Genomic DNA, 15,837 nt, shown 5'->3' with positions numbered 1-15,837 from the left:
TCACACTGTTTCTTGTGGATGCTCGTCGAGGATCGTCAGCAAGTGGGCTGACTCGGTAGTCAACGTACCGATCATCGGATGGCGGGAATCCGATCCTACGGAGGACGCGACACTGACGAGCTCGTGTAGCGCGGAGCTGCTGTCCAACCGGTAACGGGCCGCCCGACCCGACCATGCCGCCGCACGCAAGGCCTTCAGGCTGGCCACCCGGTAGAGGCCCAGCGTGTGTTTGAGCAGATTATGCTCGGATGTCGCAAGTACTCCTCTGCCGTGTCGGGTCAATCCCTTGGCTGCATAGACGAAGGGGTGGACGATACTGTTCCAGTTGCGAACTCCGGCGGCAAGTTCGGCGACCTGCGGGTCAGCATATTCGTAGGCATGGGACAGCGTGTTGGGATCGACCTGCCGATCGAAGAGCCGGCGTCCGAGCCGTCGCTCTGTACGGGTGAGCACGTTGATATATCTCGACCCCACCTGCAGTCTGAGTTCACTCGTCGGTCCAGACACGAGTGGCGCCAAGGTGTTGTCGATCAAGAAGGTGCAGTTCTCGGTGATCTCGGCGGGCGTACACAGCGGATCGAACATGATGAATCCGAGCTCCAGCTTGATACCTGCGGCTGCAACTGTCTCGCAGGCCCGGATGATCTCGCTCGGTGTGTGCCCCTTGGCGTACCGGGCCAGTTGAGTTACGCTCCCTGACTCCACGCCTAGGAAGACCTTGTTGAGGCCGACTTCCTTCAGACGCAGGAGTCGGGAGGCCTTTGCCTCGTTCTCAGTCTCGGTGTCGGACTCGTCAAATATCGACCGGGTTGTAGCGCTGACATCGAACGTCATCGCGCGCGCCGGGTCCTCGGCCTTGACGCGTGCGATGAGATTGATCGTCTGCGAGAGCGAATCCGAGTCGCCCCCGAGGAAATCCTCATCGGCAAAGGTGTACTGCGTTGCTCCGAGATCTCGAAGCTGTCGGAGATCGACTTCGAGCCTCGGCCCTGCGAGCCTGCGATACTCCCGGTTCGTACCTTTGACGTCCGTGAGCCCTCGCAGGCAGAAAGTACAAGCTGCCCAGGAGCATCCACGGCTCGCTTCAGTGTAAACCTGGACTCCACGGCTGATGCCGCTACGGAGATGTTCGCGATACGGAATCGCAACCGATCCGCTGTCTGTCAGGCGACGCGGCGTCGCCTTGACAACACCGGCCTGAGAGAAGAGCACGTTGGGGATGGCGTCGATCCCTTCTCTTCTCCTCCAGGCATCAATGACGGCCGGGGCCGCGCGATCCCCTTCGCCTTGTACGACTACTGTCCGGTCGTCGATCTCGGTCAGGATCGTCGGACCGATATACGTCGGAAGCGCACCTCCGACAAGAGTGAGACCGCCGCGGTCGTGGTGCGCCCTGATCGTGTCCCGCAACTCCAGCAGCAGATCGTACGTACCGTAAGGCGCGGAGATCGACAGCACATCCGGACGGACGGCGTTGACGTGACTCGCCACAAGACGAGCATCCTCCTTGCCGATCGTCACCAGATCGATGACCCGGAACTCAGCGAGTTCCGGCTCGAACGCGGAGTGGACCGCCCCGGCGATGACCGACAGACCATGGGTCTCGCCGGCCGCTGGGTAACGCTCGGAGAAGAGTCCGACCATCAGTATCCGCAGCCCCGTACGACGCTTCCCTGATGCCATCCTGCCCCCTAGTCGAGCGGCGCTACCTTGCCTACTCCAGAACAACCTTCGGTACCACCGGTTCCGAAGGCCATTTCCTCGGGGTCCAGGAGGGAACACCTCCGCGCCCATGGTTGCGAGCATTCCCACAACCTAAGGACGACAACCACCGATACACCCCTGCAACCCAAGCAGGCTATTGAGGTCGACCCGGCCCTCAGACGTTCCAGTACGGGACCGTGCGGGCGCCGGACGTCAGCCTCGTCTCAGCCATGTCGAACGGAGCATCTTCACGGACGGCCTGCAGCACGGCCGCATAGCGACTGTCAGCGGTCAAGAACACATGCCCCGTCCACAAGGTAGGCGCTGTGCTGCTCATCGGACAGGTTTCCCCGACCGGCCTTCTCCGTGTGCTGCAGCATGTCGACCGCCCACCGGGCCCAGATTCTCCTCGTCGCACGGTGGTGTCCTCCTTCGTCACCACAGCCGGGCCAGACACCGTTGCCAACCGGTGCCAGAAGAGCTCATCCGCCAGGCCGCCACCGGCTGATCGGGCCAGCCCGCTGCGTCACGCCCGAAGCCGGCAGTTCCCTCGCCGATCACCAACGCGGTCAGCGGCCGGAGCGCGAATCCTGTCTCCAACAACTGACTACGCTAGGCACGTTGATTCTGCACCAGATCCTGACGCTGCCGGTCGCCGCCGGCTTCGTACTGATGAAGACGTTCTGAGTCCACGAGCGCTTCTCGCCAATCCTTCCCGCTGCGGTCTGGGCCCGGGAACCTCCGCCACCAACTCCGCCGAAGCCGGCTCCGCCTCCGTCGGCAGCCTTGCCAGGCTGCCGCGTGGCGGACGATCCCGTCGTGGGGGCTGGTCGCAGGCCGGGACAAAGCAATCCCACCCAAGACCCAGCGATGGATGTGCAGCCGTGCCAACTTCCGCAGGGTCGTCGAAGTGCCGACCTCGTCCCACGTCGCGATGCTCAGTCACCCGAAGGCCGTGGCGGACCTGATCAAAGACGCCGCCAAGGCAACCGGATGACCTGACCGCCTCAGTTCAGCTGCTGGACGATGGCCGGGACCAATGATTCGAGCTTGGCCAGTACGGCTGCGTCTTCGGGGGCCGGTGTCGGCCCTTCCTTGGTCGTGTAGAAGTCGTACTCAATGGAGAGCTGACTTTTCTCGGCCAAGCCGATCCGGAAGACGTGGCTGTCGCCGTAACCGCGGCTCCGCTCGGCGGAGCGTCCGGCGATGGTCAGCGCCCGCTGCGGATCGGCCTGGAAGGTATCGCCCGAGCTGCTGATCACGAGCTTCAGCCGTTCGCCGCCCTCGAGGAAATGGCAACGGCCCCCGGCGACCACCGGCTTCAGTCGCTCGCCGAACCGCTCGCGCACCGGCTCGGCTGCGATCGCACAGAGCACGTGAGGGTCAGCCTGGGCCTTGGAGTGGAGTTCGGCGGCCTTCGGTCTGTCTGCGGAGGTGTACGGCTCGCAGTCCTTGAAATCCACACGGAACTCGACAAACGCACATCCGCCAGGAGCGGCCTGCTCCGGCTCGTTCGGGCGAAAGTACAGCGGCGCTTGGACCGGGCTGGGTGGTCGCGGCGTGCGGAGCAGATCGGCCACGGCGGTGGCGAGCTTCGTCGCTTCCGGGCAGGTCGGAGCTGCCAGGACGATGCGTTGGAAGGCCGGGCGCGGGGGCTGAAGTCCGGTTGGCCCCTGGTCCATCGTGAGCACGCACTCAGCACCCGACGGCTTCAGTCCAGCGATCCGGTCTCCGATCGTCACCCGCTCGCGGTAGTCCTCGGGATCGAACGCAACCACCTCGTACTGCAACTGAAGCCGAGCCTTACCGGTCATCTCGCACCGATCGAGCGCCTGAGGGTACGGCGACCGCTCCATGCCGAGCGCTCGTCCCAACAGGCCACACGCATCCCAGCGGCCCGGCCCGGAGACCGCCGGTTTCTCCAGCAGTGGAACGGCGGCGGCGGCGAACGCACGGACCAGGCCGCACGTCACCTTGGAAGGCTGCTGCGCACCGTGATCTGCGAACTTGATCGCGAACCGGAAACTGACCGGGACAACCAGTTCGCAGTTTCCGCTCCGCAGCAGGTAGCCGACCGCCCCACCCAGGACCAGCCGCTCGCTACCCAGCCACCGCTTGAGATAAGGAGTCAAAAGGTCGACCTGCACCGATCCCGCCCGGTCGTTCCGGACCACGCAGGTCGACGGCGACGACTGTGCGAACGGCTGACCAGCCGCGAAGCCGGGTACTTTGGCGCGCGCCGGGTCGACCAGCAGGCAGGCATCGATGCGACTCAGCGCAGCCAGCACCGTGCCGAGATCGCGATCCGGATTCGGCGGCACGACAGACCTCTTCGACCCAGGGGACGACGCGTCCCCCGTACTGCAACCGCCGACGACGAGCAGTGCCATCACCACAACGATCCGAGCCAGCGCGCGCATGGCCGCGAACGTAGCAGCAGCGAGGGCTACGAACGGTTCAGGTCGCGAGCAACGCGGTCCGCTCAGGATCCGGTGAACGGCTCGGTTCCGAGGACCAGGCGGAGGTTGCCGAGACCGGAGTGGGCGCGGGCGTAGGTCAGTTCGTGGTTCAGGTCGCCGATCGTGTTGGTGATGGGGATCGAGAGGCCGAGCGTGGACAAGGTGCCGAGCGCACGGCCGTTGGCGTCGAGGTAGGCGCTGCCGCTGTCACCGGGGATACCGGGGCGCGGTGAGGTCGTTGTGTGGGCCCATCCGCGGACCGCCGGATCGGCCGACTCGAGGACGCCTTGCTGGGGAGACAGGGCGGCCAGGCCGGCGCGCAGACTCGAGTTGCCGTAGCTGAAGACCTCATCACCGGAGGCACTCCCCGACGTGCTGAGGTCTGTTGGCCCGCCCCAGAACGGCAGGCTCGGATTCACCAGTTTCAGGTACCGGGCATCGACCTTCACCAGCGCGAAGTCGTTGTGACCGCAGACCGCGCTGTCGGACTCGTTGCGTTGCCGCATGGTGATCCAGCTGCTGTAGACCAGGCGGCCACGTCCGACGAGGACACCGGTCGAAACCGGTGATCCGCCGCGGCGGAAGCTGACGGCTGTCCCCAGGGGCAGGCTGTCGGCTCGGCAGCCGTTCGTCTCCTCGCTGGAGCCTCGCGCGGCGCAGTGGGCGGCCTGCCCGACGAAGACGTTCCTCAGTTTGTCGATGAAGACGAAGTTCGCGGTGCACTGCCCATCGCCGGTGTAGACCTGCGTTCCGGGAGCAATCTGCGCCTTCGCGCGCGAAGCCCACCGAACGCCGGCGTCGGCTGCAGCCACCGTCATCAGGGACGGGCCTGGCGCCGGCGTCGCTTTGTCAGCCTCAGTGCCGGCTCCGGCATGGCATCCGCCGAGGCAGGCCACAACGGCAGCAACGAGTGCCAGGATGCCTTTCATGGAACTGCCACCAGCCGGCGGCGGCGGATCACAGCGGAGGCAGCCAGGAGTACGTCGTCGACGGTGTCAGCAGCGAGCATGACGATGCTGTCGGGTCGGATCAACGCGCTGGTACGGCGGCCTTGGGTCAGCCAATGGTGCAGCCGATCCCTGGGCTTCGTCTCGAGGACGACGACGCCCAAGGCCACCGCCTCCGCTCGCTGGAACGCGGTCAGGTGCTGCGTCGTGAGCAGCGCGAACCGGCCGGCCGCATGGTCGTCCAGGCGTTGCTCGATACCGACCGGCGCGTTCGCGCACAAGGTCCCCACGACGCCTCCGGACCAACGACTTCGCCGTACCAGGCCCGTCCGGGTCAGGCGCGGAGTTTCGCTGGACAGCACGCGGGCCGCCAGCCCAGGGACGAGCGACAACCGCGGTGCGATGAGCCGCCGGAGAACGTCACCCGTCCGGCCGCCGTTGGTCATGATCGCGCCGACTGCCTTGGCCAGGCGGATCATGTGGATCGCGTGCGGGCGTCGTTCCTGCTGGTAGGTGTCGAGGACTTGCTCGGGAAGCCGCGCGTCGAGGACACCGGCGAGCTTCCAGGAGAGGTTCGCGGCGTCTCTCATCCCGGCACCGAGGCCCTGACCGATGAACGGCGGCGTCAGGTGCGCCGCGTCGCCGAGCAGGAAGATGCGCCGGTCCCGCCATCGATCGGCGACCTGGGCACGAAACGTGTACGACGCCACCCGCACGATGTCGATCCGGTCGTCATCGGCAGCTCGCAACCAGGGCCCGATGATCGACCGAAGCGCGCCTGGCGTCCGGAAATCCTCCTGGTCCTCGTCGTCCGCGAGCCGGAACTCCCAGCGGTGCCGGCGGGCGCCGACCCGCAGATAGGTCGCGGCACGGCCGGTGTCGCACAACTGATGCACACCGTCCCAATGGCCCAGTTCCTGATCGATGTCGAGATCGACGACGAGCCACCGCTGATCGAACCCGAGATCCCGGAAACGAGCACCGATCGCGCGGCGTACGAGGCTGTTCGCGCCGTCACAACCCAGTACGTACGACGCTGTCAGCGTCTCGACCTGCCCCGTCGTCCGATCGTGGAGGTCGACCTGGACCGCATCGGCTGTCAGTTGCCGCACTGCGGTGACCTCGACGTCGCTTTGGAACGTCACCGATGGGCAGTTGGCGAGGTTCGCACGCAGGAGCACCTCGAGGTCCGGCTGGTCGAACAGGTTGGCTTCCGGATACCCGTGCCGCCCGGTGCGTTCGTGCCGCCGGAACTCCGCGATCGTCCGATGCTGCCCATCCACGAGCCGGAGTCCGAGCGTAGGCCGGGAGATCCGCGCGAACTCGCGCGCGACCCCGACCCAGCCCAGGATTCGGTACACCTCGTCGTCCAGGTGCACGGCCCGCGGCTGGGAATACACCTCGGCCCATCGCTCGAGAACCAGGACTTCGACACCGTAGGACGCAAGCAAGGTGGCGACGGCAACTCCGGTGGGGCCGGCACCGACAACGATGACCCGGCCGGTCATGGCGTCACACCGCCGAGCAGGATGAGATAGGCGATGGTCAGCGTCGCGGTCGCGATCGCGGGCAGAAACCGCACAGCGGAATCCCGATTCCGCAGGTGAACGGCCGTTGCACCGGCCATCAGAACCAGGATGCCGATCGCGGCGGAGATGCCGGCGAACCGCCACCACCGGCCGAGCAGCAACCCGGCCACGGCAGCCAGCTCGGCGACGCCGATGAGCCGGTAGGCGCTGACACCGAGGCGAGCATGCGCAGCCGCGGCACGCATCGCCGGTACGGCGGCCACCTTCGCGGCACCGAGCGAGCCGAGGATCGCCATCAGCACGAACCCGATGACCGAAAGCGTGTACCTCGGCCACAGCGGATCGGCGTTCACGCGTCCCTCACCACCGTGCGCTGCGTGCCGAGCACGATCGCGCCGTCGTCCGTGCCCACACCCGCCTCGATGACATCACCGGCGCGCAGGTACTTCCGGTTACCTGCCTGGCGCTTGAAGAACACCTTCCATCGCAGCGCGGGTGGCAACAACGAGCCGAGGAGCTCCACCGGCTTGGCCGGTGCGCTGAGTGCGGTCCCACCCGGGGTTCCGGTCAGCAGCACATCCCCTGGATCGAGCCGCTGGAACCTGGCCAGTGCCTGAAGTGCCGCAGCCGGCCGGAAGACCATGTCTGCCCCGACGACGCTGTCCTGCCGCGCCTCGCCGTTGACCGTGAGGCGCAGCCGGAGATCGGCGAATCTCCCGAGCTCGGCGGCATCGAGCAGGACGAGCGCCGGCCCGGCCGGCGTGAACGTCGGGTACGACTTCGACTCGTAGAACTGCGTCTTCGGCAACTGCACATCTCGGGCGCTGACGTCGTTCGTGACCACCAGACCGGCGACGTACCGGGAGAGGTCGCGCTCGTCGATCGCGGTGCCGACCGGGATCGGCGTCCCGATGACGACACCGATCTCGACCTCGTAGTCGAGGAAGCAGACGTGACCAGGGCGGCGGATGTCGTCGAACGGCCCACTGAGCGAACCGGACGATTTCCGGAAGAAGGTCAGCGGGACCGTGTCGGGATTCATTCCGGAATCCGTGATGTGCGATCGGAAGTTGGTCATCTGCGCGACCACCCGGCACGGCGCGGTGATCGGCGATCGCAGGGTCAATCGATCGACCGGTACGACCGGCCGGCCGGGTGTGGCGGCGGCGTCGACGGCGCCACGATCGGCGAGCAGTTCGGCGGTGGTGACGGCCTCGGTGTCGATCCTCGCCGCACCCGCTGCTGTCTGGACCCACCAGGCGTCGTCGCTCCGCAGGACGGATACGGTCATGACGCCGCCACCTTCAGCAGACCGCGCAGGCGCGCGAGATCGAACTCGTTCTCGGATCGCAGGGCGGCCGCGATGGAGCCGAGTTCGCCGAGCGTTTCCCGGCCGAACCCGATGCCCAGGAAGTCTTTCGTTGCCGACGGCCCCCATTGGGCCAGGCCAGATACCGTCATCGGCGCCCAGCCGGGCTCCAGGGTGTTGTCGAACAGGTCGCCGTCGGTGAAGTGTTCGACCAGGAAGCCGTCCGGATCGCGCCAGTAGTCGAAGATCTGGCTGCCCTGGATGTGCCGGCCGATCCCCCACGACCGGCGATACCCCTGGTCCAGCAGATACTCACCGCCGGCAGCCAGCGCGTCCAGATCCGAGACCTGGTACGCCGAGTGCACGTACCGGTCGCGCGGACCGAGCGTGAGCGCGATCGTGTGATGGTCGGTCGCGACGCTCCCGCGATCACAGCGCACGAAGCCCATCACCGGACCGCGGTCACGACGCCCTTCGTGGTACAGGAAGTCACTCACGATCAGGCCGAGGTGCTTGAGGTACCAGTCCAAGGTCTCGCGGAACGTCGTGCTCTGCAGAACCACATGACCGAGCCTTTCGACCGTCACCGGCAGCCGAGCCGGGCGTTGGGTCGCGTTGGTACGCCGGACCTCCGAGCCGAAGTTGAACGCAGGCGGCGACTGCGACGGGATCTCCGTCAGCATGTGGACACCACTGACGACACGGACCAGCGCGCCGCTGGGATCCCGCAGCTCGACACCGATCCCGCCGAGGCCGTCCGGCAGCTTTTGTGGACGACTGCCGGTGGCCTCGGCCAAGCGCAGGACGTCCTGTGGATCTGCCGCCGAGAACGCGAGGCCGGCGAACCGTGACCTCGGGCCGCGCCTGATCAGGACGCACGGAGCTCCCGCCCGGGAGCCGCGGAGCTGCAGTTCCGCACTGGTTCGCGCCGCGACACCGAAACCGAAGGCCCGCGCGAACCGCTCGGCGCGATCGAGGTCCGGCTTCTCGAACTCCAGCCAGGCCAGGTCCTCGACCTTGATCACCGGATTCCGCACCCGGCCCGGATGCTCGCCGCGCACGGCGCCGTACTCACTGTGCAGATTGCGGTGGCTCTCGTCCTTGACCGAACGCTCCACGATTCGCCTCCCAAGCCATCAACTGACGAAATCCTCACTCATGAGGACCTCATCAGTCAATGTTTCTGACGAATTCGTCAGAAACAGGGTCAGTCGGCGGGAAGGTCGTCGAGGCTCGGGAGCGGAGACCGGGTGAGCGCACGAGCCTCGTCGGGCGGCAGGCCGAACATGCGGAGGAGGTCTTCGGCGATCTGGTCGGTGGCGGCGGCATCGTCGCGCTCGGGGCGATCGAGGAGGAGCTGACCGAGGGCGAGCAGGGCTCCACCGGCGATGACGACCGCGAGCTCCGGGTCGTGCGAGGCGAAGCGGCCGGCATCGATCGCCGCCTGGAGGTCGCGGATCGCGCGCGGCGCCAGACCGCGACTGGAGGTGATCAGTTCGGTGCCGCCGCGCAGGAGTACGCGGCTCAGTTGCGGCGCCTTCCGGTGCAACCGCCCGGTCAGCCGAAAGCTCCGAGCGAACGCCTCGGCCGGGTCGTCCGACGGATCGCCGAGCGCATCCAGGACAGCGCCGTGCGCCTCCAGCGCATCGTCGACAGCCGCCTCGAAAAGCTCCTCTTTGGTCTGGAAGTGGTTGTAGAACGAGCCCATCCCGACATCGGCCGCCTTGGTGATCTCCAGGATCGGAACATTCAGGTTGCCGTCGGCGAGGAAGGTCTGAGCTGCGCGCACGAGCGCCGTCCGGGTGCGCAGTTTGCGACGCTCCAGACGGTTCGGCCCTGGCGTGGGGTCGGCTGCCATGCCGGCCAGCGTACATGCTTCGTCATAGGTGACGATATCGTCAGTTCGAGGTAGGCTGACATTTGCCTCGCTAGTGACGATATCGTCAATCCATTGCGTGAGGCCTGATCCGAGGAGTCTCCGTGTCGTCGTTCCTCTACCGGCTGGGGCGGTCCGCCGCTCGGCTACGGGTGCTGGTCGTCGCCGTTTGGGTGCTCGTGCTGGCCGCCGCCGGCGGCGCCGCGGTGGTGTTCAACCACGGCACGGACGACGCCTTCAGCATCCCGGGTTCGGAGTCCCAGGACGCGCTCGACCACCTCGGCCGGGTCTTCCCCGAGGTGAGCGGTACGTCGGCGCAACTGGTCCTCGTCGTACCGGACGGGCAGCAGGTCAGTACGGCGTCGACGCGGACCGCGGTGGCCTCGGCGGTCGAGCGGATCGAGAAGGTCGACCAGGTCACGACGGTGGTGAACCCGTTCGGGTCCGGCGTCTCGGGCGCAGTGTCGGGAGATGGGCGCGCCGCGCTGATCGCCGTACCTCTGAAGGTCGATCTCGCACAGGTCGAACCGTCGACCAAGGAGCACCTGACCGGCATCGCCAACGACCTGGCGACCACCGTCGGCGACGGCGCGCACGTCTACACCGGCGGTGACGCGTTCTCGAACAAGGTGCCGAAGCTCAGTCCCACCGAAGGGATCGGACTCGGCATCGCGCTGATCGTGCTGTTGCTGATGTTCCGCTCGATGATCGCGGCGGTGATGCCACTGGCTACCGCGGTGCTTGGCGTGGGCATCTCGGTCGGGCTGATCTATCTGGCAACCGTCGTCACGCCGATCTCCTCGACGGCGCCGATGCTCGCCGTGATGCTCGGCCTGGCCGTCGGTATCGACTACGCGCTCTTCCTGTTGTCCCGGCATCGAGACCAGCTCGCCGAAGGACTCGACGTCGAGGAGTCCGTGGCCAGGGCTACCGCGACCGCGGGGTCGGCAGTCATCTTCGCAGGCCTCACCGTGGTGATCGCCCTGCTCGGCCTCACCGTCGCGGGGATCCCGTTCCTCACCACGATGGGCATCGCCGCGGCAGTCGCTGTCGCGTTCGCGGTGGCGATCGCGGTCACGCTGATTCCCGCCCTGATGGCTATGGCCGGCAAACGGCTCCGGCCGCGTGCTCCCAGACCACCGAAGGCCCAGAAGGCCCGCCGGCGGCTGCGGCTGCCGAAGCCGCAGATCGCGAAGGCCTGGGTCCGTACGGCGACCAAGGCGCCGCTGCTCACCGTTGTCATCACGATCGTCGGCCTGGCCGTCTGCGCCATCCCCGCCGCCGACCTGCGCCTCGCCCTGCCGGACAACGGCAGTGAGGAGGAGGGCTCGACCGCACGGGTGACCTACGAGGTCGTGAGTGAGCACTTCGGACCGGGGTACAACGGACCGCTGATCGTGACCGCGGACATCATCCAAAGCACCGACCCGGTCGGGCTGGTGAACAAGATCGCCGCGGAGATCCGCACCATGCCCGGCGTCGCCGCCGTACCGCTCGCGACACCGAACCCGAAGGGCGACACCGGTATCATCCAGGTCGTCCCGACGACCGCCGCGGACTCCGCGCAGACCGAGGACCTGGTCAAGCGGCTCCGCGGCCAGGAGCAGCACTTCCTGGACACGTACGGAACACGAACCGCCGTCACCGGAATCACCGCGGTCGGCATCGACGTCTCCGCGAAGCTCGGCCAGGCCCTTGTCCCGTTCGGGATTCTGGTCGTCGGCCTCTCGTTGATCCTGCTCGCGATGGTGTTCCGCTCGACCTGGGTTCCGCTCAAGGCCACGTTCGGCTATCTGCTGTCGGTCGGCGCCGCGTTCGGCGCGACGTCATTCGTCTTCCAGCAAGGCCACCTGGCCGAGACGCTGCACGTCGCCCATACCGGCAGCGTCATCAGCTTCCTGCCGATCATCTTGATGGGTGTCCTGTTCGGGCTGGCGATGGACTACGAGGTGTTCCTGGTCTCGCGGATCCGTGAGCACTACGTCCACCACGGTGACCCGCACCAGGCGATCGAGTCCGGCTTCGTGTCCGCGTCACGAGTAGTCGTGGCCGCCGCGCTGATCATGTTCGCCGTCTTCGCCGCCTTCGTGCCGGAAGGCAGCGCGACGATCAAGCCGATCGCGTTCAGCCTCGCGATCGGGGTGTTCGTCGACGCCTTCGTCGTCCGGATGACGCTCGTACCGGCGGTGCTGGCTTTGCTCGGGAAACGCGCGTGGGGCCTGCCGCCGAAACTCGACCGGATGCTGCCGGTGTTCGACGCCGAGGGTGACTCGCTGGTCCACGAGTTGCGGCTGGCCGACTGGGGCGGGCCCGACGAGGTGATCAGCGCCCACGAACTCAGCCTGGACGACGACCGCGGCCACCCGATCTATCGAGGCGTCGAGCTGCACGTGCCACGCGGTACGACGCTTGTCCTGCACGGCTACGGATCGGTCGGCAAGACGGCACTGCTCTTCACACTGGCCGGCCGAGTCACCAAGCACAAGGGCGATCTGAAGGTGCTCGGGCGAGTCCTTCCACAGCACAGTCACGCCCTCCGTCGCGCCGTCCATGTCATCCGGTGCCGCGAGGTCACCGACCCCGGTGCCGCGGCAGCCGCCGCACTCGCGGACGGTGTCGAACTCGTCCTGCTCGACGACGTCGACGTCGTACTGCGAACCGACGCCCGCGACGCGCTGCGCGACGTGCTCGCCCGCGACGCGTCGTTCGTCGTCAGCTGCCAGGACCCGGAACGGATCCGGGACCTGCTCCCCGCCACCACCCAACTGTTCGGGCAGGCCAACCAGCCCGCGGAGGTTCACTGATGTTCAAGCCGTTCGCCAACTCCGCGCGGATGCCCGACGCCGGCCCGCTGACCTGGCGCACCTGGGCCGGGCTGATCGCCGTACCGATCCTGGTCATGGGTCTGCTGACCTGGGCCTTCTGGTCACCGGACAGCAACCACGACACCGCGACCGCGGCGGTCGTCAACAACGACCAGCCGGTCAAGGTCGGCAAGCAGACCATCCCACTCGGCCGGACCCTGGCCGGCAACCTGATGAACAGCACGGAATCGCCGTACAACTGGGCACTCACGGATGCCGACGACGCCGAAGAAGGCCTGGCCGACGGCAAGTACGCCGCGGTGGTCACCATTCCCGCGGACTTCTCCGCCAAGGCGACCTCAGCAGCCACCGGCAAGCCGCTGGACGCGACCCAGGGCGTGATCGAGGTCGAGACCTCCAGTACGGCGGGAGTCGCCGACCCGGCCCTGGCCACGCAGGTCGCGCGGGCAACCCAGCAGTCCCTCGACCAGCAAGTGGTCCAGACCTACCTGGACAACATCTACGTCGGCTTCACCACGATCCACGGCCAGCTCGGGAAGGCCGCCGATGGTGCCACCCAACTCGCAGCCGGCACGAAGCAACTCGTCCCGGGCGCACAACAGGTCGCCACCGGAGCCGGCCAGCTGTCGACGGCCGCGACCCAGCTCTCCAGCGGCGCCAAAGAACTGGCGGCCGGTACGTCGCAGCTCGCCACGGGGTCCTCGCAACTCTCGAAGGGACTCACCCAGGCCGAGCGTGACACTGCTCAGTTGCCCACGCTCACCAAACAGCTCGCCGACGGCGCCGAGCAGGTTGCTCAAGGCAACCAGAAGATCGCCTCGACGGTCGTTCCGCTCGCCAATCGGGTGATCGCCGCGCTGGACGCCGTACCGTCGGCCAAGGCCGACGCCGCCAAGTTCCAGCGGCTGGCAAGCCAGTGCAGCGCGAAGGGCGGTGACCCCGAGTTCTGCCGGCAGCTGGCCAAGGCCTCACGTGACTTCACGGTGACCGCGGCCAAGATCGACGCGACCAAGGCACGGATCCGGGCGAACGCCGTACAGATCCGGGACTCGGTGCAGGCGCTCGCCACCGGTTCACGCAAGGTTGCCAACGGCAACCGTCAACTGGCCGCGCAGGCCGTGCCCCTCACCCGTGGGATCGCCTCGGCGGCCACCGGCGCCCGTCAACTGGCGACCGGCGCGGCAGCAGTCAACACCGGCGCGCAGAAGCTCTCGACCGGTGCCGCTCAGCTCGCCACCGGAGCCGGAAAGCTCGCCACCGGCGCTCAGCAACTGTCGACCGGTGTCGGCAAGGTCAACACCGGTGCACAGCAACTGGCAGCCGAGCTGAACAAGGGCCGCAACCAGGTGCCGACCTACACCGCCGACGAACGCAATCACCTCAAGACCGTGGCCGCCAACCCGTCGACCGCCACTGTGAACACCAACTCGACCGGACCACTCGCGCTCGGACTGTTCGCCGCGCTGGCGCTCTGGGCGCTGGCACTTGCCACCTACATCGTCACCCGCGCCGTCCCGGACGCCGTACTCACCGCACGCGAACCGACCTGGCGCATCATCATCCGCGCCGCGATCCCCGGTGCGACAGCCGCCGCGCTCGCCGCAGTCGTGATCACGGCCATCGCCGTACCGGTGCTGGCCCTCGGCCTCGGCCGGACCGTGGCCTTCCTCGGCGTGACCCTGCTCGCAGCCTTCGCCTTCGTCTCTCTCAACCAGGCCGCCACCGCCATCTTCGGCCGATCCGGGCGCATCGCATCCCTCGCGATCCTGCTCCTCGCCGCGGCGACCGGCACGGTGTCGCCCCTGCCGTCCCCGTTCTACAGCCTCGCCGGCTACCTGCCGACACACGGCGCCGTACTGGCCCTGCGTGCCGTAGCCACCGACAGCCCCGGCCTGGCCAACGGCACCGTCGAACTCGCCGCCTGGCTGGCGATCGGCACCCTCCTCACCATCATCGTCACCGACCGCCGCCGCTACCTCACACCACACCGCCTCCGCCTCGCCGCCGCAACCACGTTCTGATCAGCGCGGACGAGGTGATCATTGACGGACATCGGCCAGGACGGCGGTCCACTGTCCACAAGTCTTCATGTCACGCGGAACACCGGCCACCCGATCTCCGTGCGCCAGGCGGCCGGATCGCTCACATCCCGGGGCCCCACGCGGTAAACCTCCCGCACGGGCCCAGCCACCGACATCGCGTTCTCCACGACCCACGCACCGAGCTCGCCGTAGGTGACGTCCACGCCCTCGTGCTCGCCGACGTGGGTGGTCACCGCCAGTTCCGCGGCGGGCAGGGTCACGGCGTGCACCCGTCCGATGCGCGGCGGGGTGGAAGTCGGCAGGTAGACCAGCACCCGACCGCGGCCCTCCTCGAACAGGGAGTTGTCGTAGGTACCCCCCGGCGGACCGGTCACAGCTGCGCCCACGGCCGCTTCCAGCTCGGCCATCGCGCCGGCGAACCACGCCTCGACGTCGGCGTGGCCGATGACGGCCTCAACCGCCGCGACCTCGCGGGCGGATTCGGCGCGTAGCTCGACCTCGATCGGTGCGGGGCCGGGCTGCAGGAGGCGGCGCAGCGAGGTGACCGCGGCCCGGGTGCGGTCCAACTCGGCCTCCAAGCGCCGCAGGTGACCCGCGACCAGGGTCGACCGGACGCCGGGGTCCGGCGTCCGCAGGATCTGCTGCACGTCGCTCAAGGGGACGTCGAGCTCGCGGAGCCGGTTGATGACCTGCGCGGTCGGGATCTGCTCGACGGAGTAGTAGCGGTAGCCGGTCGCCTCGTCCACGACGGCCGGCTCGAGCAGCTCCCCCTCGTGGTAGCGGCGCAGGGTCCGCACGCTCAGGTGGGTCAGACGCGAGAACTCCCCGATGGTCAGCACGCGTCCAGTGTGGAGCCTCCCCCTGGGGGAGGGTCCAACGCTTGACCCTCCTGCGCCGCGAGGCCGCACGGTGACGACATGACACACACCGATCTCCGCTCAGACACCCTCCCGACCACGGTCCGCGACTTCCTCGCAGCGAGCACCGTGCACGACGCCGACACGGCCTCGTCGTTCCTCGTCGAAGACGTTGTGATCGTCGACCAGAACGAGACCTTCCGGGGCCGCGACGAGGTGCACGCGTTCCTGCGCGACGCCGGCGCCGAGTTCGAGTACACCACCGAGCAGATCGGCGCCCGCCGCGTCG

At 67.6% G+C, this 15,837-nt stretch carries 14 protein-coding genes; 4 read left to right on the top strand and 10 right to left on the bottom strand.

Annotation, left to right across the window (positions count from 1 at the left end):
- Both ACFCV3_RS37960 and ACFCV3_RS37955 read right to left on the bottom strand, forming a co-directional pair.
- On the bottom strand, positions 1-1,683 hold the full coding sequence (locus ACFCV3_RS37960; protein WP_376039038.1) for a B12-binding domain-containing radical SAM protein: 1,683 nt from the start codon (positions 1,681-1,683) through the stop codon (positions 1-3).
- Between the two features lie 456 nt (positions 1,684-2,139).
- On the bottom strand, positions 2,140-2,307 hold the full coding sequence (locus ACFCV3_RS37955; protein WP_376039036.1) for a hypothetical protein: 168 nt from the start codon (positions 2,305-2,307) through the stop codon (positions 2,140-2,142).
- 115 nt (positions 2,308-2,422) lie between these two features.
- Between ACFCV3_RS37955 and ACFCV3_RS37950 the strand changes: the two genes are divergently transcribed.
- On the top strand, positions 2,423-2,701 hold the full coding sequence (locus tag ACFCV3_RS37950) for an alpha/beta fold hydrolase (protein WP_376039325.1): 279 nt from the start codon (positions 2,423-2,425) through the stop codon (positions 2,699-2,701).
- 10 nt (positions 2,702-2,711) lie between these two features.
- On the opposite strand, the gene ACFCV3_RS37945 is transcribed toward ACFCV3_RS37950, so the two are convergent.
- The 7 genes from ACFCV3_RS37945 to ACFCV3_RS37915 form a co-directional block, all read right to left on the bottom strand.
- Positions 2,712-4,124 carry a hypothetical protein gene (locus ACFCV3_RS37945; RefSeq protein WP_376039034.1) on the bottom strand — a complete coding sequence of 471 codons (1,413 nt, stop codon included), beginning with the start codon at positions 4,122-4,124 and terminating at the stop codon, positions 2,712-2,714.
- Positions 4,125-4,186: 62 nt separating this feature from the next.
- A complete protein-coding gene (locus ACFCV3_RS37940) occupies positions 4,187-5,092 on the bottom strand; it encodes a hypothetical protein (RefSeq protein WP_376039032.1) in 906 nt (301 codons plus the stop codon).
- Positions 5,089-6,618: a bifunctional 3-(3-hydroxy-phenyl)propionate/3-hydroxycinnamic acid hydroxylase gene (locus ACFCV3_RS37935; RefSeq protein WP_376039031.1), complete on the bottom strand. Its 1,530-nt coding sequence runs from the start codon at positions 6,616-6,618 to the stop codon at positions 5,089-5,091. The genes ACFCV3_RS37940 and ACFCV3_RS37935 overlap by 4 nt, the downstream gene beginning before the upstream one ends.
- Entirely contained in the window at positions 6,615-6,992 is a 378-nt protein-coding gene (locus ACFCV3_RS37930) for a DoxX family protein (RefSeq protein ID WP_376039029.1), read from the bottom strand. The genes ACFCV3_RS37935 and ACFCV3_RS37930 overlap by 4 nt, the downstream gene beginning before the upstream one ends.
- On the bottom strand, positions 6,989-7,930 hold the full coding sequence (locus ACFCV3_RS37925; protein ID WP_376039026.1) for a fumarylacetoacetate hydrolase family protein: 942 nt from the start codon (positions 7,928-7,930) through the stop codon (positions 6,989-6,991). The genes ACFCV3_RS37930 and ACFCV3_RS37925 overlap by 4 nt, the downstream gene beginning before the upstream one ends.
- On the bottom strand, positions 7,927-9,066 hold the full coding sequence (locus ACFCV3_RS37920; RefSeq protein WP_376039023.1) for a VOC family protein: 1,140 nt from the start codon (positions 9,064-9,066) through the stop codon (positions 7,927-7,929). Before ACFCV3_RS37920 ends, ACFCV3_RS37925 begins: the two co-directional genes overlap by 4 nt.
- Positions 9,067-9,155: 89 nt before the next feature.
- On the bottom strand, positions 9,156-9,806 hold the full coding sequence (locus ACFCV3_RS37915) for a TetR/AcrR family transcriptional regulator (RefSeq protein ID WP_376039021.1): 651 nt from the start codon (positions 9,804-9,806) through the stop codon (positions 9,156-9,158).
- Positions 9,807-9,928: 122 nt separating this feature from the next.
- Between ACFCV3_RS37915 and ACFCV3_RS37910 the strand changes: the two genes are divergently transcribed.
- Both ACFCV3_RS37910 and ACFCV3_RS37905 read left to right on the top strand, forming a co-directional pair.
- The gene (locus tag ACFCV3_RS37910) at positions 9,929-12,628 is read left to right on the top strand and encodes an MMPL family transporter (RefSeq protein ID WP_376039019.1); all 2,700 of its coding nucleotides are present in this window, start codon (positions 9,929-9,931) and stop codon (positions 12,626-12,628) included.
- Positions 12,628-14,670 carry a YhgE/Pip family protein gene (locus tag ACFCV3_RS37905; RefSeq protein ID WP_376039016.1) on the top strand — a complete coding sequence of 681 codons (2,043 nt, stop codon included), beginning with the start codon at positions 12,628-12,630 and terminating at the stop codon, positions 14,668-14,670. Before ACFCV3_RS37910 ends, ACFCV3_RS37905 begins: the two co-directional genes overlap by 1 nt.
- 65 nt (positions 14,671-14,735) lie before the next feature.
- Here ACFCV3_RS37905 and ACFCV3_RS37900 read toward each other — a convergent pair whose 3' ends face one another.
- Positions 14,736-15,530 carry a MerR family transcriptional regulator gene (locus tag ACFCV3_RS37900; protein ID WP_376039014.1) on the bottom strand — a complete coding sequence of 265 codons (795 nt, stop codon included), beginning with the start codon at positions 15,528-15,530 and terminating at the stop codon, positions 14,736-14,738.
- A gap of 78 nt (positions 15,531-15,608) precedes the next feature.
- Here ACFCV3_RS37900 and ACFCV3_RS37895 point away from each other — a divergent pair.
- Positions 15,609-15,837: nuclear transport factor 2 family protein (locus tag ACFCV3_RS37895; RefSeq protein ID WP_376039011.1), on the top strand; the 229-nt coding region annotated here is incomplete at its 3' end.

The organism is Kribbella sp. NPDC056345 (genome assembly GCF_042262745.1).
Classification (GTDB): Bacteria; Actinomycetota; Actinomycetes; order Propionibacteriales; family Kribbellaceae; genus Kribbella.
The sequence above is the reverse complement of the archived record's forward strand: the minus strand, read 5'-3'. Positions and strand labels throughout refer to the sequence as shown.

Bases quoted from the DNA above. Each gene is read 5' to 3' on its own strand.
- ACFCV3_RS37960 (WP_376039038.1), bottom strand. From the start codon at position 1,683: ATGGCATCAGGGAAGCGTCGTACGGGGCTGCGGATACTGATGGTCGGA.
- ACFCV3_RS37945 (WP_376039034.1), bottom strand. From the start codon at position 4,124: ATGCGCGCGCTGGCTCGGATCGTTGTGGTGATGGCACTGCTCGTCGTC.
- ACFCV3_RS37940 (WP_376039032.1), bottom strand. From the start codon at position 5,092: ATGAAAGGCATCCTGGCACTCGTTGCTGCCGTTGTGGCCTGCCTCGGC.
- ACFCV3_RS37935 (WP_376039031.1), bottom strand. From the start codon at position 6,618: ATGACCGGCCGGGTCATCGTTGTCGGTGCCGGCCCCACCGGAGTTGCC.
- ACFCV3_RS37925 (WP_376039026.1), bottom strand. From the start codon at position 7,930: ATGACCGTATCCGTCCTGCGGAGCGACGACGCCTGGTGGGTCCAGACA.
- ACFCV3_RS37915 (WP_376039021.1), bottom strand. From the start codon at position 9,806: ATGGCAGCCGACCCCACGCCAGGGCCGAACCGTCTGGAGCGTCGCAAA.
- ACFCV3_RS37905 (WP_376039016.1), top strand. From the start codon at position 12,628: ATGTTCAAGCCGTTCGCCAACTCCGCGCGGATGCCCGACGCCGGCCCG.